Below are 21,354 nucleotides of genomic sequence, written 5' to 3'. Positions count from 1 at the left end.
TTTTGCATTTATTTACATATTGTTCATGCTATAATAGAAGTAAGCATGGAATGGAGGGATTTTATGCGTTATTTCTTAATCGGGCTTATCATCCTGATTATACTTGCAGTGATTCTCTACATTGTTTTATCTCGTTTCTATGATTATTTCTCATTCAAAAGTGAAGTGAACGATGAAAAGCGTATGACGAGGCGTCGGCAGTATGAAGAAGAACTGGAGCTCATCAGACTCGAAGAAGAGCGTGATCGTCTTATTCATGCCATTCACATTAGAAGCAGACATTTTCAGTCACAGCAGGAAATCAGGCAGCTGACCGAAGAATTGGAGGAAGTTAATGAACTCATCAAGCACATCGAAAGTGAAGACCGTTAGACCAGCAAAAAAGCCCGTCAACCGTAAATCATTACTTTTGACGACTATTATTGGTATGTTAGTGCTTTTAGGTGCCATCATTCTATTTATGTGTATCGAAAAAGTGCCCCAAGGTTATCAGGCCGTCATCTACTCTGTGACGGGTGTTAAAGATCAGACTAAACCAGCCGGCTGGCATATTATTTCGCCGCTGGACAAGGCTGTACATTATCCAATTCGTACACAGACGAAGGAATATCAAAATCTGAACGTGGCAACGTCAGATGGTAAGAATCTGGATATGGATATCAGCATTAACTATCATGTTGATCCGACTAAAGTTGTTAAGATTTTCAATAAGTTTGGTAATGCAGATATAGAAGGGCTGGAAAACGGCTTCCTGCGTACCCGTGTTCTCGATGGTCTTCGCCAATCTGTCGCAAAATACTCTGTTATAGAGACATTTGGTGTTAAAACGAGTGAGATCAAGAAGTCGACTTTAGAAGAACTGCAGAATAAACTGACCGATCAAGGATTTATCATTGAGGATATCGCTATCTCAAGTCCGAAAGCAGATGCAGCGACACAGGCTGCGATTGATGAACGAGTGAAAGCGAACCAGGAACTGGAACGTGCGAAGACTGACCGTGCTATCGCTGAGCAGAATGCAGCGAAGAAGAAAATAGAAGCAAAAGGTCAGGCGGAAGCCAATGAGATTCTGGATAAATCTTTGACAGATAAAATTATTAAAAAACATATGATCGATAAATGGGACGGTAAGCAGCCGATTACAGTGGGCGGCGAAGGTGTCATTGTTGATGTCAATAAATAGGACTGCATTTGCAGTCCTATTTTTGTGTTAATATAAGAAAAAAAGTGGGGGAAACTGATGAGAACGAGACAGGCGGAACTAAAAGACTTGGATAAGATAGTCGGAATATATAACTCAACAATAGCTAGCCGCATGGTGACTGCAGACGTCGAACCTGTATCAGTAGAAAGCAGGCTGGAATGGTTTCATGCACATCATGACGGTCAACCGATACTTGTTATTGAACAAAATGACGAAGTAGTCGGCTGGATAAGCTTTAGTACGTTTTATGCGCGAGCGGCCTATAATCAGACGGTAGAAGTCAGTATTTATATCGATGAGAATTATCGCGGTCAGGGAATAGGCCAGTTTGCGGTAGATGAACTGAAACGACGGGCAGTGGAGCTCAAATTTAAAACGCTGCTCGCATTTATCTTCAGTCACAATTCACCGTCTATAAGGCTATTCGAGAAAAATGGTTTTACAACATACGGTCAGCTGCCGGATGTCGCATGGATGGATGATAAAGCTTACTCTCTGACCATACTCGGTTATCAAATAAACCTTTATTCATAAATGCGCGTTTTAACGTATTGTCTTCTCTTATATTCGCGCCAAATCGTGAGAATGGATAGAATGATAGCTAATAAGATAGTAAGAGGCCAAAAAATTGAAAAGTTGAAATAAAGGATAAATACCGCAGTCATAACATATATAACGATGGCACCGATATGATAGTAAGTACTTATCCATGTCCATTTAATGATTGTTTCAGCCGGATAAGTTCGATAAGGATTTTCTTCATTTTGTGAATTGGTGTAGAGCTGTGTTATAGAATCCACTAAAATAGTCAAAGCCATAATCGATAACGGGATAAAGAAAAAGTTATCAGCGCTTAAACCGTCAGTCAATGATTTAACAGCAACTGACATCATAAACAAAGTGTAAATAACTAAAATAATTAATCTGATAAAATGTCTTGTCATTTCATCACCTCTATAGCTTTTATTTCTATTATAGTCTCTTGTCAATAAGAAGCAATCTGTAATATTTTAGAAGTCACTATTTTGTCATTTAGTCAAAGTTATCATCTTTTATTTAAGGGTACTGATAACTGTATGTTATTTTATAGGAGGTTTTAAATATGGTATATGATTTTAAAGACCACGGCAAACAACCTGTAGTTGAAAATATTGAGGGTATGACACTTGAAAATGAAAATTTCCGTACGACTATCTGGACAGGAGATAAACTCCAGGTCACATTAATGACGATTCAACCTGGCGATGATATCGGTCTTGAAGTTCATCATGGTATTGAACAGTTCTTAAGAATTGAACAAGGACAAGGTTTATGTCAGATGGGTCCTAGTGAGGACAACCTGAACTTTGAGCGTGAAGTAAAAGCTGATGATATCATTATTGTTCCTGCTGATACTTGGCATAATGTAACGAATAAAGGTGACGAACCGATTAAACTTTATTCTATTTATGCAGGACCTGACCATGAACCGGGCACTGTCCACAAAACACATGAAGATGCTGAAAACGATCCAAATGAACAGTAATTTCTAGACAGACTTAAAAGTCTGTCTTTTTATTTTATATTTGAGGTTATATTGCCAAAGTCTGGGTATTGATTAAGAAAACAAAAAGGAGCTGTGGATATGACTATTGATAATGATGTACTCTACAAATATTTAGACAGTATTTCCAAAGAAGGACGCTTTGATTCTGTAAATAACGATTATGATGAAGCAGAACTGGATTATTTATTCGACGAAGGTTTAGTGGAAGGTAATAAAGCCGACTTCCAGTTAAATGGGGCTTATAGTATTGAAGAGATGAAAGATCTTAAACTGACGCAGCAAGGCCAAGCGATGCTTGAAAAACTTAAGAACAGATGGTAATTTTTCGGACTTTAAAAAAAGTCCGTTTTTTGTTGCATTTATTTTTTGATTGTGCTATTATAGATAAAGTGTTATTCAGAATTATATATATGCGGATGTAGTTAAATGTTATAATACCAGCCTTCCTGGTTGGAGTCATTGGTTCAATTCCAGTCATCCGCTTACCGTCCCGGGTTCCTGGGACTTTTTTTATGTCATTTTTTTGATTCAAATAGAAATGTGCTAAAATAGGGATGGATAAACATAACTTTAGGAGGAAACATATTTGTCTAATGAATTAAGATGTATCGGCTGTGGGGCTGTTCTTCAGAGTGAAGATCCGAATCAGGCTGGTTATGTTCCGAAATCTAGTTTAAATAAAGAAGATGTCATCTGTAAGCGTTGCTTCAGATTGAAACATTATAATGAAATACAAGATGTCAATATGTCGAGTGACGACTTTCTGACGATGCTGAATGCGTTAAGTGATCGCGAAGGTATTATTGTCAATGTCATTGATGTGTTTGACTTTCAGGGATCGTGGATCAGTGGTTTAAAACGAATTGTCGGGCAGAAGAAAGTCATTCTGGCAGCGAACAAGATTGACTTACTGCCTAAGCTGATCAATAAAAACCGTGTAGAGAACTGGATTAAGCATCTGGCGAAAGAACTCGGGATGAAGCCGGAAGCGGTGGTTTTGATTTCTGCAGAGAAGAACCAGGGCATTGATGAACTGCTTGAAGTGATTGAAACAGAACGCAGTGGTCAGGACGTCTATATTGTTGGTACGACCAATGTCGGTAAATCAACGCTCATCAATAAGCTGATTGAACGCAGTATCGGTGAGAAAAATGTCATCACCACTTCGCATTTTCCGGGTACGACGCTTGATTTAATCGATATTCCTTTAGGTGATGGAACGTTTATGTACGACACACCAGGTATTATACAGTCTCATCAGATGACGCATTATGTCACTGAAGACGAACTGAAGGTTATCATGCCGAAAGAAGAAATCAAGCCACGTAACTTCCAGCTGAACGAAGGACAGACACTGTTCCTCGGCGGGTTAGTCCGAGTCGACTATATCTCGGGGGGAAGACGCAGTCTGAACTGTTTTGTTTCCAACCGTCTGAATATTCACCGTACGAAGACTGTAAATGCTGAAGACTTATGGCACCGTCAGATTGGTGAGTTACTGACACCGCCAGGAAATAAGGAATTTGATTTTAGTACGCTTAAAAGACATACATTATCAGTCAAAGAGCAGAAGCAGGATATCATTATATCAGGACTCGGTTTTATCACTGTAGAAGAAGGCGCAGTTATTGAAGTCTATGCCCCTAAACAAGTGGATGTTTATTTAAGACCGAGCATTCTTTAGACATGACGATGAATTTTGCCGTCATCGGTCACCCGATCAGCCATTCATTATCACCTGTCATGCATCATGCTAATTTCAAGTCTCTCGGACTCGATTATTCCTATATTGCACTGGATATCCATCCGAACCATTTTCATCATATCCGTGATATTATGGCGGAGCGAGAAATTGACGGCTTCAATGTGACGATTCCTTTTAAGACAGCTATTATCGACTATCTGGATGAAGTTGATGACCTTGCTTTGAAGATGGGGGCAGTCAATACTGTCAAAATTGTTGATGGGAAGTGGACAGGCTACAATACAGACGCAACTGGGTTTATTGAAAGTCTGCCGCCTAAGGAATACAGCCATGTACTGTTAATCGGCGCAGGAGGTGCCAGTAGGGCGATTGCACAAGGGTTCGCCGCTAAAGGTGCTGATGTGACAGTCGCTAATCGCAGCCCTGAACGTCTGGCTGACTGGCCATTTGAAGTTCATAAGATTACGCTCGATGACATTGAGCGTTTTGCGGATAGAGCGGATTTACTGATCAATACAACACCGGTCGGCATGACGGGATTTGAGGATGAGGTGCTTTATGACTTCAAGTCGGTTCATCCGGATGCGGTTGTTGCAGATATCATCTATACACCGAGCATGACCCCTTTTCTAAAGCTTGCTGACCGTCTGGAGCTGACCACTGTAAATGGTCTTGGTATGTTTATTAACCAGGGTGCACAAAGTTTTGAAATTTGGACAGGTCTAGAGGCAGATAGAACTGCTATGACCGAATGTGTTAAAAATTATTTATAGGAGGAACGATATGTTAACAGGCAAACAAAAACGTTATTTACGCGGAGAAGCACATCATCTTGATCCGATCTTCCAGATCGGTAAAGGCGGCGTCAATGAAAATTTAATTGAACAACTGAATGAGGTACTTGAGAAGAGAGAATTGATTAAAGTCAGCATTCTTCAGAACAATGATGATGAAAAAGATGAACTGGCTGAAGAGGTTGCACGTCGCGTGCACGGTGACCTTGTGCAGTTAATCGGTTCGACGATTATTCTCTATAAGCCTTCTAAAAATCATAAGAAAATTGAACTGCCTCGATGATTATTCTCTATGGCGGAACGTTTGATCCTCTGCATGTCGGTCATTTAGTTGTAGCGAATGAAGTATACGATGCCTTCAGACCAGACCGTTTTATTTTCATGCCGGCAGCGCAGAGCCCGCTAAAATCACGCCATGCTGTAGCAACAGATAAAGAGAGAGTGAAGATGCTGGAACTAGGTATCGCTGAACTGGGGTTTGGCGAAGTGTCAACATTTGAGCTGGAGCGTAAAGGCCAGAGCTACACTTATGATACCGTTAAATATCTGTTTGAAACCGACCCTGATATCTATGTCGTTATCGGTAGTGACCAATATGAACAGTTGAACAACTGGTACCGCATAGATGAACTGCATCAAATGTGCAGGTTTTTAATCGTCAATCGCTCAGTCGAGTATCAGCAGGTTGAACAGGCCATGAGCTTCCATATTCCGCGGATTGATGTCAGCTCTACAGAGATCAGAACACGTCTTGCTGCGGGTAAGACAGTGAAATTCTGGCTCACTGAAGACATTGAAACGTATGTGCGAAAGGAACGTATTTATGAAGAAGAAAAAAGCGATTAAAATAGTTGAAGAGAAACTGCCTAAAAAACGTTTCGAACATTCACTACGAGTGGCAGAGACGGCAGTTAAAATGGCTGAAATTTTTGGCGGTGATGCTGAACGTGTTGAAATTGCAGGCATTCTACATGACTATGCTAAATATGATGAACTTTCAAAGCTTTATCAGAAAGTGACAAAGTATGAGCTTGATAATGCACTTTTAGCTTATAACTCTGAGATTTTGCATGGACCGGTCGGTGCAGCGATTATGAAACATGAATTCGGTGTGGATGATGAAGAGATTTATCTGGCTATCTATCATCACACGACTGGTCGCAACCAGATGACACTCAGTGAAAAAATTATTTTTGTTGCGGATTATATAGAACCGGGACGAACACAACCAGGCGTTGAGGAGATCAGAACGATCGTTTTTGAGGAACAGAAACTTGATAAAGCCATCTATGAAATCTCTAAACGGACGGTCTTATACTTAGTAGAGCAGGATCATGTGATCTATCCGCTGACGATAGACTGTCTGAATTACTATAACCTTGAAAAATAATATTAAAGGATGGATTGAATGAATTCAAAACAATTACTTGAACTCGCGTTTAAAGCGTGTGACGATAAAAAAGCTGAAGAAATTATCGGTATAGATGTCAAAGAAATCAGCGGGATTACTGATTACTATGTCATCTGCCATGCCAATTCTGACCGTCAGGTGCAGGCAATCGCTAGAGAAGTGAAGCAGCAGGCAGAAGAAGCAGGAATTGATGTGGGCAAACTTGAAGGGTTTAATGAAGCACAGTGGGTACTCGTTGACTTAGATGATGTTGTCGTCCACATTTTCCACCGCGATGAGCGGAGCTACTATAACTTAGAGCGTCTGTATCGTGATGCAGAGTTCATCACTTACGAATAATGACTTACGAGGCATTTGCAGTTCTTTATGATGAACTGATGTATGATCAGCCGTATGATAAGTGGCTCGAACTGACTGTACCTTATCTGAATGGTAAGCAGTCTATACTGGATCTTGCGTGTGGCACGGGTTCATTCACGACACTTCTGCCAAAACGGCTGGATCGTGTCGGTGTAGATCTGAGTGAGGACATGCTGACAGTGGCACAGACAAAAGACCCCTCTATTCAGTGGCTGGTGCAGGATATGACGGCACTTGAATTGGACATGACCTTTGATGTCATCACTTGTTTCTGTGACAGCATGAACTACGTGACAACAGAAGAAGACCTGAACAAACTGTTCAGCCATGTCTATATGCACCTTGAAGAAGACGGTGTTTTTCTTTTTGATGTGCATTCTGTCTGGAAGATGACGAATCTCTTTGACGGACAGACATATAGTGACGAGACAGAACATGTGACTTACCTTTGGCAGACAGAGCCCGGAGAAGAAGAGAACAGTGTCTATCACGATATGAGTTTCTTTACGCTTGAAGAAGATGGCAGATATCGTCGTTTTGATGAATCGCATTATCAGCGCACTTTTCCATTGGAATTTTATATCGAGCTGTTAGAGACGAATCAGTTTACAGTTGAAAAAGTTTTTGCGGATTTTAATACTGATAGACCGATAGAAGAAGACGCTGAAAGAATCTTTTATGTTGCACGTAAAAAATGTAAAAGATAATTTTTATTGTGACAGAAAAAATAAAATCGCTACATCTCTCCGATTATTAAGGGGAGGTGTTTTTTTGTGGAAAAAATTCAGGAACTGATTCAGACGCATAAAATGAAAATTGGAATCTGCGTTGTTGTGCTGATGGCTGTCTTATTTATTTATCAGTCGTCCTTCAAAAAATCAGTAGAGCCGCTGGAAACTCTGGCAACTGAAAAGCAGACGGTCGAAAAAGTAGTGACAACTGAAGCCCCTCAAAAAGAACTGATGGTTGACATTAAAGGGGCTGTCAAGCATCCGGGTGTCTATCCTACGCAGGAAAGTCAGCGTGTCAATGATGTCATCATGCTTGCAGTGCCGAGAGAAAATGCTGATCTTGAAGCGGTCAATCTGTCTATGCAGTTGACTGATCAGATGGTGATTTATGTCCCGTTCAAAGGAGAGGTGAAAGAAGAGAAGTTTACCATGTATCAGAATAAATCATCAACGAAAACTGATCCAGAGACCAAAGTGGTCAATATCAATACTGCAACAGAATCAGAGCTGCAGGAAATACCGGGCATAGGTCCTAAGAAAGCGGCAGACATTCTGCATTACCGTGAACAGCATGGTGGTTTTAAATCAAAAGAAGAGATGAAAGAGATAAAAGGCATCGGCGATAAAACTTATACGTCTCTTGAGCCGTTTATTGAATTGTAATTGCCAGAGACGGATTCATTCCTTACAATGAGACTATTGGAGGGATCATTGTGGAAAGAATTAAATGGCAGGATTATTTTATGGCACAGAGCCAGCTACTCGCATTACGTTCAACATGTAACAGATTAAGTGTAGGTGCGACCATCGTTAAGGATAATAGAATTATTGCGGGCGGCTACAACGGTTCTGTAGCAGGTGAAGCACACTGTACAGACGTCGGCTGTTATTTGGAAGAGGGACATTGCATCAGAACCGTCCATGCAGAGATGAACGCACTCCTGCAATGTGCAAAACTAGGTGTTTCGACGACAGGCGCTGAAATCTACGTCACACATTTTCCTTGTATTCATTGTACGAAATCCCTGATTCAAGCAGGAATCAGCAAGGTCTCCTATGCAATAGATTATAAGAATCACCCGTATGCAGTTGAGTTACTGCAAAAAGCAGGTATTCAAGTAGAGAAGATACCTTTTGATGCGAGTAAAGTAGCGGAATATTTTAAAATGATTGAATAAAAAGGAGGATACATGTGGTTTAATCTGGCTGTCGCTGCATTCTGCGGAACACTGTTTCGGTTCGCCCCGTTAAGTGCATGTATCTTATTTCTCTTAATCATCATTCACTGTTATCAAAAGCAAAGGTTAATCTATATTTTAGGTTTCACTGCCATGGGACTCTTTTTCTATTTTTATTCATACAGTGAACCGGTAGCAGATTTTGACTGGACAGACACTAAAAGAGGGACTTTGACATCGTCCCTCGTATTTACTGATGAGCAGAATATTGATGGTGATTATTTTTCCGGTGTTGCGCTCATACAAAATCAGCCGGTAAGATTCAGTTATTATATTAAGACGGAGAATGAGCAGAAGAAGCTGGTCAGCAGTATGCCTTATTTCAGGACGTGTTCAGCTTCTGTTGAACTGAGGCAGCCGCTCCCGAACACAAATGGGCTGAAGTTCGACTACGCCGAGTATTTAAAGCGGCAGAATATCCATTACCAGGCGACTGTGAAAAATATCGACTGGTCGTCCTGCAGGAAAGTAGAACTTAATATAATTGATCAGCTGAAGCTGTATCGTGTCCAGCTTGCTGATCAGATGATGATAAGCGACCGTTTTAACATGCGTTATGTGGTTGCCCTGACGCTTGGTGATACAAGGTATCTGTCAACAGATGAACTCGATAAACTGAAGGTACTAGGTATTTATCATCTTTATGCCATCAGCGGTTCTCATGTTGCTTTAATCAGTGTGCAGCTCTTCTTTCTGCTGAAACGGTTCTATATACCTCTTTACTGGTGTACAGCTGCTATGTTTTTAATTATTCCAATATATACCATACTGACCGGGCTATCACCATCTGTCATCAGGTCTTCACTTTTTATACTAATTTATATGGCATTAAAAAGATATGGTATCAACCTTCTCGATGCGCTTTCTTTATCTTTTCTGCTTTTTCTTCTGGTTGAACCGACGGCTATTTTTGATATCGGTTTTCAGCTGTCCTACTTCATCTCTTTTATTTTAATTTTTACGAGCAATCTTTATCAGGACAGACGGCCTATCTCTCTGCTCGTCATAACCTGTTTGGTTTCTCAGCTCGCAAGTATTCCCATTTTGCTTATCAACTTCAACAGTTTTCAAGTCATCGGACTTCTTACCAATCTTCTTTTTATTCCTTTTTTTACAGTTGTCATGTTTCCGCTTTGTACGATTATTTTGCTATGGGTGATTCTGCTGCATTCGTTGCCTGGCTGGTTTGATTATTTATTAAAAGCTGCTTTTTTCCTGAATGACTTAATGATTGATATTTACAGTCTTGTCCATCTTCCGGATATTCATATGGCGAATAAGGGAGCTGAACTCTATCTTATCCTGACATTGATTATTTTCTATATTTTATTAAGACTTAAGTTTTCAGTAATCCAGTTTGTCAGCTATACAATGGCCCTGTTTTTACTCCTGTATTGTTTAAGTGTCATACAGTCGCATGAAGAAGGTGTAACTTTTATAGATGTCGGCCAGGGAGATAGTTCAATAGTGGAAAGCGGTGGGCAGATACTTGTGACAGACACAGGTGGACAGATGGAACTGCCGAAAGAGGAGTGGCAGAAACGGCGGAAAGAGAATGACGCAGTCGCATTTCATTTACATGGTGTGCTAAAAGAGAAAGGGTATCAGAAAATTGATTATCTACTGATCACACATCCTGATGCTGATCATTTTGGTGAAGCAGTGCATTTACTCCGCTTGATACATGTGGACTATTTGATACTAAATAAAGAGGCACCGGGCCATGATAAATATGACGAGCTGCTTGCTCTGGCGAAAGCAGGAGATACTGAGATTATCGATTCGAAACAGATTGATAAGATAAGAGTTGGACATGCAGTAGTTGAATTCTTTAATACAAGGGGTTCGTTCAGTGAGGAGAATGACAGCAGTATTATTTCGAGGATAACACTTGGCCGCCGTTACTTGCTGATGGCAGACGCGCCGACGGACATAGAGACTTCGTTAATAGCACAGCTATGCAGCGCCGAGATTGATGTTCTTAAAGTGGGGCACCATGGCAGTAAGACGAGTACTTCAGATGAACTGCTGGACTGTGTTCAGCCTAAATATGCCGTGATTTCAGCTGGTAGAAATAATCGTTTTGGTCATCCTCATGAGGAAGTAGTGAATAAGTTAACGGCGAGAAAAATTCATATTTTAAATACGCAGTCAGACGGAAAAATAGAATTTCTAAATACGGTCAGGACAGCGAAAAGACCATAAAAAAAAGACCGCGAGCGGTCTTTTATTTTGCTAAAAGATCAAAGATTTGAGCGATGATATAGATAGCAGCAAACGCGCCGAAACCTGTACCCATTGCAAGGAGTGAATCTTTCACGTCATTGTTTTTAGATTGCACATCATGTTCAAAATGATTCATGTTATCAACCTCCATTTAGGTTAAGTATATGATATTTATGTGAAAAAAGCTATAATGAAATTAAGATTTATCAAGGGAGTTCTTAATTTGAATGCTATTATCATCAATCATGGTGTCGTTCCGGAACTAGTGGCAGAACGAACAACTAAAATCGTCAGTGATTTACTGCCTGAACAGGATGACTTTAATTTTTCAAGATACGATCTGCTGGAGACACCTATCCAGAATATTATAGAAGACGCGATGACAATCCCATTTCTCAGTGAGCAGAAGGTCATTGTCGTCAAAAACAGTTATCTTTTTACAGGGGAGAAACCACGTGTAGCAGTCGAACATCAGCTTGATGCGCTCGCGCAATTTGTAGAACAGTTCACGGGACCGAATGTCGTCATTTTTGAAGTGAACAGCGACAAGCTGGATGAACGTAAAAAAATAGTCAAAAACATGAAAAAGCTGCATCAAGTCAATAAAATAGATGCTTTGGACGAAATGGCACTGAAGAAATGGGTCAAGCAGGAGATGAATAATCAATTTAAAGACATCAAGCAGGATGCGCTTGATGAACTGATTCAGCTGACAGGTGCCGATTATAAACTGGTATCAAATGAGATGCATAAACTGCTTCTGTATATAGGTGATGATTCCATCATTACAAAGTCGCATGTTGAAATGATTGTCTCCCGTAGTCTGGAGCAGAATGTCTTCCTGCTGACAGATTATATTACGACTCATCGTAAGAAAGAAGCAATCGTGCTGCTCAAAGACTTGATCAATATGAAAGAAGAACCGATTAAACTATTAGCGCTCATCAGTGGTCAGTACCGCCTTTTCTATCAGACTAAGATACTGAGTCAGAAAGGTTTCAGTGAGGCTCAGATCGCTAAGCAGCTCAAGATTCATCCATATAGAGTGAAGCTCGCCCTACGAAAAGTATCACGTCTTAACTTGAGCGATATCCTTAAAGTGATCGATAGCTGTGCTGAAACAGATTATCAGCTTAAATCCTCCTATATGGATAAGGTCTTAATTTTAGAATTATTTATTTTAGGCATATAAAAAAGCCCGCTTTCGAGGGCTTTCATTATTAGTTAGAACGCATAACTTGTGATTTTAAACGGTCAGCTTTGTTAGAGTGGATTAAGTTGCTTTTCGCAGCTTTATCAATCTTTTTAACAGCTGTGTTTACTAAATCCTGTTTGTTATCAGCGTTGTTTTCGATAGCAGCTTTCGCAGTTTTGATAGCAGAACGCATATCATTCTTTTGAGAGATATTAGCATCTTGAGCTTTTTGACTAGTCGTCACGCGTTTAATAGCAGATTTGATGTTTGGCATGATGTCACCTCCTAAAAATATTACACCTGTGTGTTTTCATTGCAACAAGAAATATTTTATCAAAATACAGGAGGCATTGCAATCGTTATTTTAAAACTGATTGAAGTAGCCTTCTATACTTGATATAATCATAATTATTGAATAGAAAAGAAAGTTGGTTCTCTGAATGAACAATGAAGAACGTTTAAATAGACAGAATAAAATCAGGAATTTCTCGATTATTGCGCATATCGACCATGGGAAGTCGACACTTGCTGACCGTATTCTTGAAAACACGAAGACAGTAGCCTCTCGTGAGATGAAGTCACAGCTGCTGGATTCAATGGATTTAGAACGTGAGCGCGGTATCACGATTAAGCTGAACGCGGTTCAACTGAACTATACCGCTAAAGACGGTGAAACTTACATCTTTCACCTTATTGATACGCCGGGTCACGTCGATTTCACATATGAAGTTTCAAGAAGTTTAGCTGCCTGTGAAGGTGCGATTCTTGTAGTGGATGCAGCGCAGGGGATTGAAGCACAGACATTAGCCAATGTCTACCTTGCACTGGATAATGACCTTGAACTGATTCCGGTGATCAATAAAATCGATTTACCGGCAGCAGAACCTGAACGCGTCAAGCAGGAGATAGAAGATGTCATCGGTTTAGATGCGTCTGATGCGGTACTCGCTTCAGCTAAAGCCAATATCGGTATCGATGAGATTTTAGAGCAGATTGTAGAACTTGTACCGCCGCCGACAGGTGACCCTGAAGCACCGCTGAAAGCATTGATCTTTGACAGTGCATTTGATGCATACCGTGGTGTCATCTCATCTATCCGTATCATCGACGGCACAGTTAAAGCTGGCGATAAAATCCGTATGATGGCGACCGGCAAAGATTTTGAAGTAGTTGAAGTAGGCATCAACACACCGAAACAGATGCCAGTCAGTGAACTGACAGTCGGGGACGTAGGCTATATCACAGCATCTATTAAAAATGTCGGTGATTCACGTGTCGGTGATACGATTACCCTTGCGAACAACCCTGCTGCAGAACCCCTGCAAGGTTATAAAAAGATGAATCCGATGGTCTTCTGTGGTATCTATCCAATCGATACGAGTAAATACAACGATTTACGAGAAGCACTTGAAAAACTACAGCTTAACGATGCTTCCCTTGAATTTGAGGCAGAAACGTCACAGGCACTTGGTTTTGGTTTCCGTGTCGGCTTCCTTGGACTTCTTCACATGGAGATTATTCAGGAACGTATTGAACGTGAATTCGGTATTGAACTGATTGCAACAGCCCCTTCTGTTATTTATAAATGTATGATGACGGATGGCAGCGAAGTGATTGTTGACAATCCTTCTAAAATGCCTGACCCTCAGAAGATTGAGCATATTTATGAACCTTATGTAAAAGCGAGCATCATGGTGCCTAATGACTATGTCGGCGCAGTAATGGAGCTCTGTCAGAAGAAGCGGGGTAACTTTAAGACGATGGATTACCTCGATGACATTCGTGTCAATATCATCTATGAACTGCCGTTATCTGAAATTGTCTTTGATTTCTTCGATCAGCTGAAATCTAATACAAAAGGCTATGCCTCGTTTGACTATGAACTGATCGGCTATCAGGAAAGCCGCCTTGTTAAGATGGATATTTTATTGAATGGTGATACAGTCGATGCGCTGAGCTTTATTGTTCACCGTGATTTCGCTTATGACCGTGGTAAAGTCATCGTAGAGAAATTGAAGACCCTTATTCCACGTCAGCAGTTCGAAGTACCGGTACAGGCTGCAATCGGCCAGAAAATTATTGCACGTACGAACATTAAATCAATCGGTAAGAATGTCCTCGCTAAATGTTATGGTGGTGACATCAGCCGTAAGCGTAAACTGCTGGAAAAACAAAAAGCAGGTAAAGCGAAGATGAAATCTGTCGGTTCTGTTGAAATCCCGCAGGAAGCATTCCTTGCTGTACTGAAAATGGACGAAGAATAAAAGTGGCGATAGCCACTTTTTTTCGTGAAAGGAGCTATGATGACCAGTCTTTATATCCACATCCCGTTCTGTAACCGCATCTGTACATATTGTGACTTTAATAAGTTTCTGATTAAGAATCAGCCGGTGGATCAGTATATCGATTGTCTGATCAAAGAACTTAAAGAAATACCCAAAGATATCGATACTTTATTTATCGGAGGGGGTACGCCGACTGCACTGAATGAAGAACAGCTGGAACGACTGCTCGGCTTCATCTCTCGGCATTTTAAGATTAAGCGTGAGTTCTCGATGGAAGCAAATCCTGATGAACTTACAAGAGAGAAGATTCTGATCATGAAACGTTATCATGTTAATCGACTCAGTCTCGGTGTTCAGACATTTGATAATGAACTACTGAAGCTGCTCGGACGGACACACGTTGAGAGTGACATCAAAAAAGCAGTTGATACTACTAAATCAGCCGGTATCGAGTCTGTCAGCATCGATCTGATGTATCATCTGCCGACACAGACACTTCAGCAGGTAAAGGATGATTTAGAGCATGCCCTTGCACTTGATATCGATCATATCTCGAGTTATTCACTGATACTTGAACCGAAGACCCAGTTTTATAACCAGTATCGTAAAGGCATGCTGCAGCTGCCGGACGAAACACTTGCTGCTGAAATGTACGATTATACGATTGAACGGCTAGCCCAGTCTGACTTTAAACAATATGAGATTTCAAACTTTGCAAAAGAAGGTCATGAGTCTGAACACAATAAAGTTTACTGGCAGAACAAAGAGTATTATGGTGCCGGTGCTGGCAGTCATGGTTATGTCAACGGCAGTCGTTACTATAACGTTGCGCCTGTCCCGCATTACATTAAAGCGATGCAAAAAGGAGATGCGGTTAAAGAGACGCATCACGTGACACAGGAAGAATCCATGGAAGAATTCATGTTCCTCGGGCTCCGGATGAACGAAGGGGTATCAAGAGCTGACTTCTTTAAGCGTTACGGTATCCAGATTGATGATATATTTGGTGATGTGCTGGCGCAGCTGGAAAGAAGCGGTCACCTTAAGCTGCAGGATGACAAAATCATGATGACACCTGAAGGACGCATGGTCGGCAATGATGTATTTGAACAGTTTCTACTTTCTATTTAGAAAGTAGATTTTTTTATATCTTAGCTGAAGGGTTTTACATTGACATACTTTGACCAATTTGATAAATTATTATTAGCACTTCAGATACAAGAGTGCTAAAGAGGTGAAACATGCTCACGAATAGACAAAAGACTTTATTGAACACATTAGTTGAAGATTTTGTTGAAAGTGGTGTGCCTGTAGGTTCACGTACACTGATGAATAAGTACCAGCTCGCTATCAGTTCAGCGACTATCCGTGCTGAAATGAAGAAGCTGGAAGAGCAGGGATTCATTGAGAAGACCCATATCTCTTCTGGTCGTATCCCTTCAATAGAAGGATATAAACATTACATCAGCACATTACAGACTGAACATGCTGCAAGTGCAGTCAGTCATGAAAATTTTGATGAACTCGCAGATAAACTGGCTGCTGATACGCATTATTTTTCTGTTGTGACCGGCTACTATAAAGCCAGGAAAATAGAAGCCATACACCTGGCTGCTGTCGCGCATTCTTTACTTATCATACTGATTTACAGTGATGGTGAAGTTGAGCATGAACAGCTTGGATGGCAGAGCCCTTTATCAATGGAAGAACTGCTTGAACTCAATCAGTATTTTAATGCCATGATTCATCATGAGAATACTACTTATACACCACTTAACAAGCAGCTTGTATCGATGATTAATCATTATGTCAACAGAAGACTTAAAAAGCCTGACCCGGTTATATATAAGGCAGGACAGGAGTTTTTGTTTGATGCGGTTCCGCAGGACTTGGACGGCGTCCGGGACTTACTGTCTTACATTGAATCGGATACGTTCATCTACAAGCTTATTAGTATGAATGACGATTTGATTAATGTTAAGATAGGACAGGAAATCGATGATAGTCTCAATCATGTCTCACTTGTCACTAAACCTGTTCAGACAGAAGACGTAGATGGACGGGTTGCTGTAGTCGGACCTATTATGATGAGCTATCGCAAAGTTTTTGAGGGACTTAGCGCACTCTAAGGAGGATATTTGAATGACGGAAGAGAAAAACGTCCAGGAAGAAACAGTTCCTGAAGAAGAAGTAACTGCTGAAGCGCCTGTCGACACGACGCCCATCGATGTTGATGGAGATGGTCTGGAGCAAAAGGTAGCAGATCTGGAAGAAGCGCTCGCAGCCAGTGAAGAAAAATATTTAAGATTATACGCTGAGTTTGAAAATTATAAAAAACGCACGCGTACTGAATTAGAAACAGAAAAAACGTATCGTTCTCAGGCCGTGCTGCGTGATGTCATTCCGACGCTCGATAATATTGAGCGTGCACTCGGTCAGAAGAGTGAAGATGAAACACTGATCAAAGGTGTGCAGATGGTTTATGACAACTTAGTCAGTGCGTTGAAAGAGCACGGACTTGAATTAATTGAAGCTCAGGATCAGCCATTTGACCCGAACTTCCATCAGGCAGTCATGCAGGAGAAAGATGATACTAAAGAATCAGGCATCGTGCTTGATGAATTACAAAAAGGCTATAAATTAAAAGAACGTGTCTTAAGACCCTCAATGGTTAAAGTCAACGAATAATATAAACTGGAGGAATTCTAAATGAGTAAAGTAATTGGTATTGACTTAGGAACAACAAATTCATGTGTAGCTGTACTTGAAGGCGGAGAACCAAAAGTAATCGCTAACCCAGAAGGTAACCGTACAACACCATCTGTTGTCGCATTCAAAAACGGTGAAACTCAAATCGGTGAAGTAGCGAAACGTCAGGCGATCACTAATCCTAATACAATCATCTCTATTAAACGTGAGATGGGTACAGATCATAAAGTTGAAGTAGAAGGTAAACAGTATTCACCACAGGAAATTTCAGCTATGATTCTTCAGAACTTAAAAGCAACAGCTGAAGCATACCTCGGTGAAACAGTTTCTAAAGCGGTTATTACAGTACCTGCATACTTCAACGACGCTGAGCGTCAAGCAACTAAAGACGCTGGTAAAATTGCTGGTTTAGAAGTAGAACGTATTATCAATGAACCTACAGCAGCAGCACTTGCCTACGGGTTAGATAAAACAGATAAAGACCAGAAAATCCTTGTCTTTGACTTAGGTGGCGGTACTTTTGACGTTTCTATTCTTGAACTCGGTGATGGCGTATTCGAAGTACTTTCTACAGCGGGTGATAACAGACTCGGGGGGGATGACTTCGACCAGGTGATCATTGACTTCTTAGTAGAAGAGTTCAAAAAAGAGAACGGCTTAGATTTATCAAAAGATAAAATGGCTATGCAACGTCTGAAAGATGCAGCTGAAAAAGCGAAAAAAGACTTATCAGGTGTATCTTCTACACAGATTTCATTACCGTTCATCTCAGCAGGAGAAGCAGGTCCACTTCACTTAGAAGTGACATTATCTCGTGCTAAATTTGAAGACTTATCTCGTAACTTAGTAGAAAAAACAATGGGACCTACTCGCCAGGCATTAAAAGACGCTTCATTATCAGCGTCTGATATCGACGAAGTCATCCTTGTCGGTGGTTCTACACGTATTCCAGCTGTTCAGGAAGCAATTAAAAAAGAATTAAATAAAGAACCTAATAAAGGTGTTAACCCGGATGAAGTAGTAGCAATGGGTGCTGCTATTCAAGGCGGCGTCATCACTGGTGACGTTAAAGATATCGTGCTTCTTGACGTAACACCGTTATCACTCGGTATCGAAACAATGGGCGGTGTGTCTACTGTTCTGATTGAACGTAACACAACAATTCCGACTTCAAAATCACAAGTATTCTCTACAGCTGCTGACAACCAGCCGGCAGTAGATGTACACGTTCTGCAAGGTGAACGTCAGATGGCTGCGGACAATAAAACTTTAGGGCGCTTCCAGTTAACAGACATTCCACCAGCACCACGCGGCGTACCTCAAATCCAGGTTACATTTGATATCGACAAAAACGGTATCGTTAATGTTACAGCTAAAGATTTAGGTACTCAAAAAGAACAAAAAATCACGATTCAGTCTTCTTCAGCATTATCAGATGAAGAAATCGATCGTATGGTGAAAGATGCAGAAGCTAATGCAGAAGCAGATAAAAAACGCCGTGAAGAAATTGATACTCGTAACGAAGCAGATCAATTAGTCTTCACTGTAGAAAAAACATTAAAAGACCTTGAAGGAAAAGTAGACGATGCTGAGAAAGAAAAAGCAGAAGCTGCGAAAGAAGAACTCAAAAAAGCCCTTGAAGGTAATGATATCGAAGACATCAAAACGAAAAAAGATGCACTGAATGAAATCGTTCAAGCTTTATCTATGAAGCTTTACGAACAAATGGCACAGGAACAGCAGGCAGAGGGCGGAGCAGCACCTCAGGATGATGTTGTAGATGCTGATTTCACAGAAGTTAAAGACGACGATAAAAAATAATAGCTGTTTCTAAAAAGTCAAAGTCAATTTATTGGCTTTGACTTTTTCTTTGACGGCAGAAAAGGAGAATGACGAGTGGCAAAAAGAGATTATTACGAAGTGCTGGGATTATCAAAAGGCGCTTCAAAAGACGAAATTAAAAAAGCATACCGAAAACTTTCTAAAAAATATCATCCGGATATCAATAAAGAAGAAGGCGCAGATGAAAAGTTCAAGGAACTATCAGAAGCTTATGAAGTATTAAGTGATGATCAGAAAAAAGCGCAGTATGACCAGTTCGGTCATGCAGGCATGGGTCAAGGCGCCGGTTTCGGTGGCGCGGACTTCGGTGGCGGCTTTGGCGGATTTGAAGATATTTTCAGTTCATTTTTCGGCGGCGGCGCAAGACGTGATCCAAACGCTCCAAGAAAAGGGAATGACCTGCAGTATCAGATGGATATTGATTTTGAGGATGCTGTTTTCGGTGCAAACAAAGAAATTAAGGTTCGTAAAGAAGTTGAATGTGATACGTGTGACGGTACCGGTGCGAAACCAGGCACTGAAGTTAAACGCTGTTCGACTTGTCACGGACGTGGACAGGTCGGCGTAGAACAGGAGACACCATTTGGCCGTATTCGTACAGAACGCCCTTGTCCGGACTGTAACGGTACAGGTAAAGAGTTTGAAGAAAAATGTTCGGACTGCCGCGGTACAGGTGTAAAAGTAAAAGACGTCACTATAGATGTCACTGTTCCAGCAGGTGTTGATAATGGTCAGCAGATTCGTATAGCTGGACATGGTGAACCGGGTGTCAACGGTGGACCAGCGGGTGATCTCTATGTGGTCTTCCGCGTATCTGACCATCCTGATTTTGAACGTGATGGCGATGATATCTTCTATGATCTTAAACTGTCATTCGCACAGGCGGCACTCGGTGATGAAATAGAAGTACCGACATTAGATAGCCGCGTCAAGCTGACAATTCCTTCTGGCACACAGACAGGTAAACGATTCCGTCTGAAAGATAAAGGTGTTCAAAATGTTCACGGATATGGTAAAGGTGATCTTTACGTCACAGTGACCGTTGTCACACCAACTAAAATGACAGACCATCAGATTGAATTACTGCGTGAATTCGCTGAAATTGATGGTGAAGAACTGAATGAACAAAATGATAATTTCTTCGAAAAAACACGACGCTTCTTTAGAGGAGAATAAAGATGGATTACAAAGAAATCACATTGATGATCAATCATGAAGTAGAACCTTATATAGCAGAAATTCTAAATGAATTAGGTGCAAATGGTGTCGTCATTGAGGATAGCCTTGAACTGCAAAAGGGACGTATCGAAACGTTTGGTGAAATCTATGAGCTGAATCCAGCAGACTATCCGGAAAAAGATGTCCGCGTCAAGTGCTATTACAGTGAATATGATTACAAAGATGAACTACTGAGTGATATTGAAGAAGCTGTGAAGTCCTTACAGGATGTTGAAGTGACACGTTTTGAAATAGAGACTGCCGATATTAAGGACGAGGACTGGGAAAATGAATGGAAGAACCATTTTCACGCGTTCAAGGCGTCTGAACGTTTTACTGTGGTGCCAAGCTGGGAAGACTACCAGCCGGAAAGTGATGAAGAAGTCATTCATTTAGATCCGGGTATGGCATTTGGTACAGGTGATCATGCAACGACTTCCATGTGTCTGCGTCTGGTTGAAGAATATGTGAAACCGGGTATGTCTGTCATCGATGTCGGTACAGGTTCAGGAATTTTAAGTATTGCGGCACATCGTATGGGTGCTGCGCCTATCCGTGCAGTCGATCTCGATAAAGTTGCCGTGAGAGTCGCTGAGGAGAACTTTGCAATCAATCATTGTGCCGAAGCGATTGAGACAGATACAGGCAATCTTCTGGTCGGTGAAACAGAAAAACGTGATGTGGTTATCGCCAACATCCTCGCGCATATCGTGGATTTAATGGTTGATGACGCCTTTAATCTTTTAAATGATAAAGGACTGTTTATCGCCTCAGGCATCATCGATGAAAAAGAACAGATGATTACAGATCACATGCTTGAAGCAGGGTTTACAATTAAAACGATTACGCGCGAAAAAGGCTGGGTAGCCATCCTGGCTGAGAAGGTCTAG

26 protein-coding genes and 1 tRNA gene are annotated in these 21,354 nt (G+C 41.0%); 24 read left to right on the top strand and 3 right to left on the bottom strand.

Annotation, left to right across the window (positions count from 1 at the left end; all coding sequences use genetic code 11):
* Window positions 1–63: 63 nt before the first annotated feature.
* From MGG13_RS07195 to MGG13_RS07185, 3 genes are read left to right on the top strand one after another with little or no spacing between them, the layout of a single operon-like run.
* Window positions 64–372 (top strand): hypothetical protein, encoded by a 309-nt coding sequence (locus MGG13_RS07195; protein WP_133431652.1) that lies wholly within the window; start codon window positions 64–66, stop codon window positions 370–372.
* On the top strand, window positions 335–1,183 hold the full coding sequence (locus tag MGG13_RS07190) for a prohibitin family protein (protein WP_239034443.1): 849 nt from the start codon (window positions 335–337) through the stop codon (window positions 1,181–1,183). Before MGG13_RS07195 ends, MGG13_RS07190 begins: the two co-directional genes overlap by 38 nt.
* A 57-nt stretch (window positions 1,184–1,240) precedes the next feature.
* Window positions 1,241–1,738 carry a GNAT family N-acetyltransferase gene (locus MGG13_RS07185; RefSeq protein WP_239034442.1) on the top strand — a complete coding sequence of 166 codons (498 nt, stop codon included), beginning with the start codon at window positions 1,241–1,243 and terminating at the stop codon, window positions 1,736–1,738.
* Here the strand turns inward: MGG13_RS07185 and MGG13_RS07180 are convergent.
* On the bottom strand, window positions 1,729–2,148 hold the full coding sequence (locus MGG13_RS07180) for a hypothetical protein (protein ID WP_133431649.1): 420 nt from the start codon (window positions 2,146–2,148) through the stop codon (window positions 1,729–1,731). The two genes, MGG13_RS07185 and MGG13_RS07180, sit on opposite strands and share 10 nt — an antisense overlap.
* Before the next feature lie 158 nt (window positions 2,149–2,306).
* On the opposite strand from MGG13_RS07180, the gene MGG13_RS07175 reads away from it, so the two are divergent.
* From MGG13_RS07175 to MGG13_RS07115, 13 genes are all read left to right on the top strand, one after another.
* Window positions 2,307–2,729 (top strand): cupin domain-containing protein, encoded by a 423-nt coding sequence (locus MGG13_RS07175; protein ID WP_239034441.1) that lies wholly within the window; start codon window positions 2,307–2,309, stop codon window positions 2,727–2,729.
* Between the two features lie 99 nt (window positions 2,730–2,828).
* Window positions 2,829–3,071, top strand: coding sequence for a hypothetical protein (locus tag MGG13_RS07170; RefSeq protein WP_239034440.1), 243 nt, complete (start codon window positions 2,829–2,831; stop codon window positions 3,069–3,071).
* Between the two features lie 91 nt (window positions 3,072–3,162).
* Window positions 3,163–3,233 (top strand) — tRNA-Gly (locus MGG13_RS07165).
* Between the two features lie 103 nt (window positions 3,234–3,336).
* Window positions 3,337–4,434, top strand: a complete 1,098-nt coding sequence (gene yqeH, locus MGG13_RS07160) for a ribosome biogenesis GTPase YqeH (protein WP_239034439.1) — start codon at window positions 3,337–3,339, stop codon at window positions 4,432–4,434.
* 8 nt (window positions 4,435–4,442) lie between these two features.
* Entirely contained in the window at window positions 4,443–5,228 is a 786-nt protein-coding gene (aroE, locus tag MGG13_RS07155) for a shikimate dehydrogenase (RefSeq protein WP_239035691.1), read from the top strand.
* A 10-nt stretch (window positions 5,229–5,238) separates the two neighbouring features.
* The gene (gene yhbY, locus MGG13_RS07150) at window positions 5,239–5,532 is read left to right on the top strand and encodes a ribosome assembly RNA-binding protein YhbY (RefSeq protein WP_133431645.1); all 294 of its coding nucleotides are present in this window, start codon (window positions 5,239–5,241) and stop codon (window positions 5,530–5,532) included.
* Window positions 5,529–6,095 carry a nicotinate-nucleotide adenylyltransferase gene (gene nadD, locus MGG13_RS07145; protein WP_239034438.1) on the top strand — a complete coding sequence of 189 codons (567 nt, stop codon included), beginning with the start codon at window positions 5,529–5,531 and terminating at the stop codon, window positions 6,093–6,095. The genes yhbY and nadD overlap by 4 nt, the downstream gene beginning before the upstream one ends.
* A complete protein-coding gene (yqeK, locus tag MGG13_RS07140) occupies window positions 6,073–6,639 on the top strand; it encodes a bis(5'-nucleosyl)-tetraphosphatase (symmetrical) YqeK (RefSeq protein WP_239034437.1) in 567 nt (188 codons plus the stop codon). The genes nadD and yqeK overlap by 23 nt, the downstream gene beginning before the upstream one ends.
* A gap of 18 nt (window positions 6,640–6,657) precedes the next feature.
* Window positions 6,658–6,999: a ribosome silencing factor gene (rsfS, locus tag MGG13_RS07135; protein WP_133431642.1), complete on the top strand. Its 342-nt coding sequence runs from the start codon at window positions 6,658–6,660 to the stop codon at window positions 6,997–6,999.
* Window positions 6,999–7,727 (top strand): class I SAM-dependent DNA methyltransferase, encoded by a 729-nt coding sequence (locus tag MGG13_RS07130; RefSeq protein WP_239034436.1) that lies wholly within the window; start codon window positions 6,999–7,001, stop codon window positions 7,725–7,727. Before rsfS ends, MGG13_RS07130 begins: the two co-directional genes overlap by 1 nt.
* Before the next feature lie 66 nt (window positions 7,728–7,793).
* Window positions 7,794–8,414, top strand: coding sequence for a helix-hairpin-helix domain-containing protein (locus MGG13_RS07125; protein WP_133431640.1), 621 nt, complete (start codon window positions 7,794–7,796; stop codon window positions 8,412–8,414).
* 50 nt (window positions 8,415–8,464) lie between these two features.
* Window positions 8,465–8,929, top strand: a complete 465-nt coding sequence (locus tag MGG13_RS07120) for a ComE operon protein 2 (protein WP_239034435.1) — start codon at window positions 8,465–8,467, stop codon at window positions 8,927–8,929.
* Window positions 8,930–8,941: 12 nt separating this feature from the next.
* Complete coding sequence (locus MGG13_RS07115) at window positions 8,942–11,194, top strand: DNA internalization-related competence protein ComEC/Rec2 (RefSeq protein WP_239034434.1); 2,253 nt, start codon at window positions 8,942–8,944, stop codon at window positions 11,192–11,194.
* Window positions 11,195–11,216: 22 nt separating this feature from the next.
* Here MGG13_RS07115 and MGG13_RS07110 read toward each other — a convergent pair whose 3' ends face one another.
* Window positions 11,217–11,351 carry a YqzM family protein gene (locus tag MGG13_RS07110; protein ID WP_133450790.1) on the bottom strand — a complete coding sequence of 45 codons (135 nt, stop codon included), beginning with the start codon at window positions 11,349–11,351 and terminating at the stop codon, window positions 11,217–11,219.
* Between the two features lie 87 nt (window positions 11,352–11,438).
* Here MGG13_RS07110 and holA point away from each other — a divergent pair, with 87 nt between their 5' ends.
* A complete protein-coding gene (holA, locus tag MGG13_RS07105) occupies window positions 11,439–12,407 on the top strand; it encodes a DNA polymerase III subunit delta (RefSeq protein WP_420827890.1) in 969 nt (322 codons plus the stop codon).
* Window positions 12,408–12,435: 28 nt separating this feature from the next.
* Here the strand turns inward: holA and rpsT are convergent, their stop codons facing one another.
* A complete protein-coding gene (rpsT, locus tag MGG13_RS07100; RefSeq protein WP_239034432.1) occupies window positions 12,436–12,684 on the bottom strand; it encodes a 30S ribosomal protein S20 in 249 nt (82 codons plus the stop codon).
* A 166-nt stretch (window positions 12,685–12,850) separates the two neighbouring features.
* On the opposite strand from rpsT, the gene lepA reads away from it, so the two are divergent.
* From lepA to prmA, 7 genes are all read left to right on the top strand, one after another.
* Window positions 12,851–14,674 carry a translation elongation factor 4 gene (gene lepA / locus MGG13_RS07095; protein ID WP_133431634.1) on the top strand — a complete coding sequence of 608 codons (1,824 nt, stop codon included), beginning with the start codon at window positions 12,851–12,853 and terminating at the stop codon, window positions 14,672–14,674.
* A gap of 36 nt (window positions 14,675–14,710) precedes the next feature.
* A complete protein-coding gene (hemW, locus tag MGG13_RS07090) occupies window positions 14,711–15,826 on the top strand; it encodes a radical SAM family heme chaperone HemW (protein ID WP_239034431.1) in 1,116 nt (371 codons plus the stop codon).
* A 110-nt stretch (window positions 15,827–15,936) separates the two neighbouring features.
* Window positions 15,937–16,824, top strand: coding sequence for a LexA family protein (locus MGG13_RS07085; RefSeq protein WP_239034430.1), 888 nt, complete (start codon window positions 15,937–15,939; stop codon window positions 16,822–16,824).
* Window positions 16,825–16,837: 13 nt separating this feature from the next.
* The gene (gene grpE, locus MGG13_RS07080) at window positions 16,838–17,383 is read left to right on the top strand and encodes a nucleotide exchange factor GrpE (RefSeq protein ID WP_133431631.1); all 546 of its coding nucleotides are present in this window, start codon (window positions 16,838–16,840) and stop codon (window positions 17,381–17,383) included.
* A 21-nt stretch (window positions 17,384–17,404) separates the two neighbouring features.
* Window positions 17,405–19,225: a molecular chaperone DnaK gene (gene dnaK / locus MGG13_RS07075; RefSeq protein ID WP_239034429.1), complete on the top strand. Its 1,821-nt coding sequence runs from the start codon at window positions 17,405–17,407 to the stop codon at window positions 19,223–19,225.
* A gap of 75 nt (window positions 19,226–19,300) precedes the next feature.
* A complete protein-coding gene (dnaJ, locus tag MGG13_RS07070) occupies window positions 19,301–20,422 on the top strand; it encodes a molecular chaperone DnaJ (RefSeq protein ID WP_239034428.1) in 1,122 nt (373 codons plus the stop codon).
* A 2-nt stretch (window positions 20,423–20,424) separates the two neighbouring features.
* Window positions 20,425–21,354, top strand: coding sequence for a 50S ribosomal protein L11 methyltransferase (gene prmA, locus MGG13_RS07065; protein ID WP_239034427.1), 930 nt, complete (start codon window positions 20,425–20,427; stop codon window positions 21,352–21,354).

This window comes from Macrococcus brunensis (genome assembly GCF_022343725.1).
Lineage (GTDB): Bacteria > Bacillota > Bacilli > Staphylococcales > Staphylococcaceae > Macrococcus > Macrococcus brunensis.
Note: the sequence above shows the minus strand (reverse complement) of the source record. Positions and strands in the feature narration are given on the sequence as shown.

Excerpts from the sequence above, each read along its gene's own strand:
- MGG13_RS07195 (WP_133431652.1), top strand. The coding sequence starts at position 64 with ATGCGTTATTTCTTAATCGGGCTTATCATCCTGATTATACTTGCAGTG.
- MGG13_RS07190 (WP_239034443.1), top strand. The coding sequence starts at position 335 with ATGAACTCATCAAGCACATCGAAAGTGAAGACCGTTAGACCAGCAAAA.
- MGG13_RS07185 (WP_239034442.1), top strand. The coding sequence starts at position 1,241 with ATGAGAACGAGACAGGCGGAACTAAAAGACTTGGATAAGATAGTCGGA.
- MGG13_RS07180 (WP_133431649.1), bottom strand. The coding sequence starts at position 2,148 with ATGACAAGACATTTTATCAGATTAATTATTTTAGTTATTTACACTTTG.
- MGG13_RS07175 (WP_239034441.1), top strand. The coding sequence starts at position 2,307 with ATGGTATATGATTTTAAAGACCACGGCAAACAACCTGTAGTTGAAAAT.
- MGG13_RS07170 (WP_239034440.1), top strand. The coding sequence starts at position 2,829 with ATGACTATTGATAATGATGTACTCTACAAATATTTAGACAGTATTTCC.
- aroE (WP_239035691.1), top strand. The coding sequence starts at position 4,443 with ATGAATTTTGCCGTCATCGGTCACCCGATCAGCCATTCATTATCACCT.
- yhbY (WP_133431645.1), top strand. The coding sequence starts at position 5,239 with ATGTTAACAGGCAAACAAAAACGTTATTTACGCGGAGAAGCACATCAT.
- nadD (WP_239034438.1), top strand. The coding sequence starts at position 5,529 with ATGATTATTCTCTATGGCGGAACGTTTGATCCTCTGCATGTCGGTCAT.
- yqeK (WP_239034437.1), top strand. The coding sequence starts at position 6,073 with ATGAAGAAGAAAAAAGCGATTAAAATAGTTGAAGAGAAACTGCCTAAA.
- rsfS (WP_133431642.1), top strand. The coding sequence starts at position 6,658 with ATGAATTCAAAACAATTACTTGAACTCGCGTTTAAAGCGTGTGACGAT.
- MGG13_RS07130 (WP_239034436.1), top strand. The coding sequence starts at position 6,999 with ATGACTTACGAGGCATTTGCAGTTCTTTATGATGAACTGATGTATGAT.
- MGG13_RS07115 (WP_239034434.1), top strand. The coding sequence starts at position 8,942 with ATGTGGTTTAATCTGGCTGTCGCTGCATTCTGCGGAACACTGTTTCGG.
- MGG13_RS07110 (WP_133450790.1), bottom strand. The coding sequence starts at position 11,351 with ATGAATCATTTTGAACATGATGTGCAATCTAAAAACAATGACGTGAAA.
- rpsT (WP_239034432.1), bottom strand. The coding sequence starts at position 12,684 with ATGCCAAACATCAAATCTGCTATTAAACGCGTGACGACTAGTCAAAAA.
- lepA (WP_133431634.1), top strand. The coding sequence starts at position 12,851 with ATGAACAATGAAGAACGTTTAAATAGACAGAATAAAATCAGGAATTTC.
- hemW (WP_239034431.1), top strand. The coding sequence starts at position 14,711 with ATGATGACCAGTCTTTATATCCACATCCCGTTCTGTAACCGCATCTGT.
- MGG13_RS07085 (WP_239034430.1), top strand. The coding sequence starts at position 15,937 with ATGCTCACGAATAGACAAAAGACTTTATTGAACACATTAGTTGAAGAT.
- grpE (WP_133431631.1), top strand. The coding sequence starts at position 16,838 with ATGACGGAAGAGAAAAACGTCCAGGAAGAAACAGTTCCTGAAGAAGAA.
- dnaK (WP_239034429.1), top strand. The coding sequence starts at position 17,405 with ATGAGTAAAGTAATTGGTATTGACTTAGGAACAACAAATTCATGTGTA.
- prmA (WP_239034427.1), top strand. The coding sequence starts at position 20,425 with ATGGATTACAAAGAAATCACATTGATGATCAATCATGAAGTAGAACCT.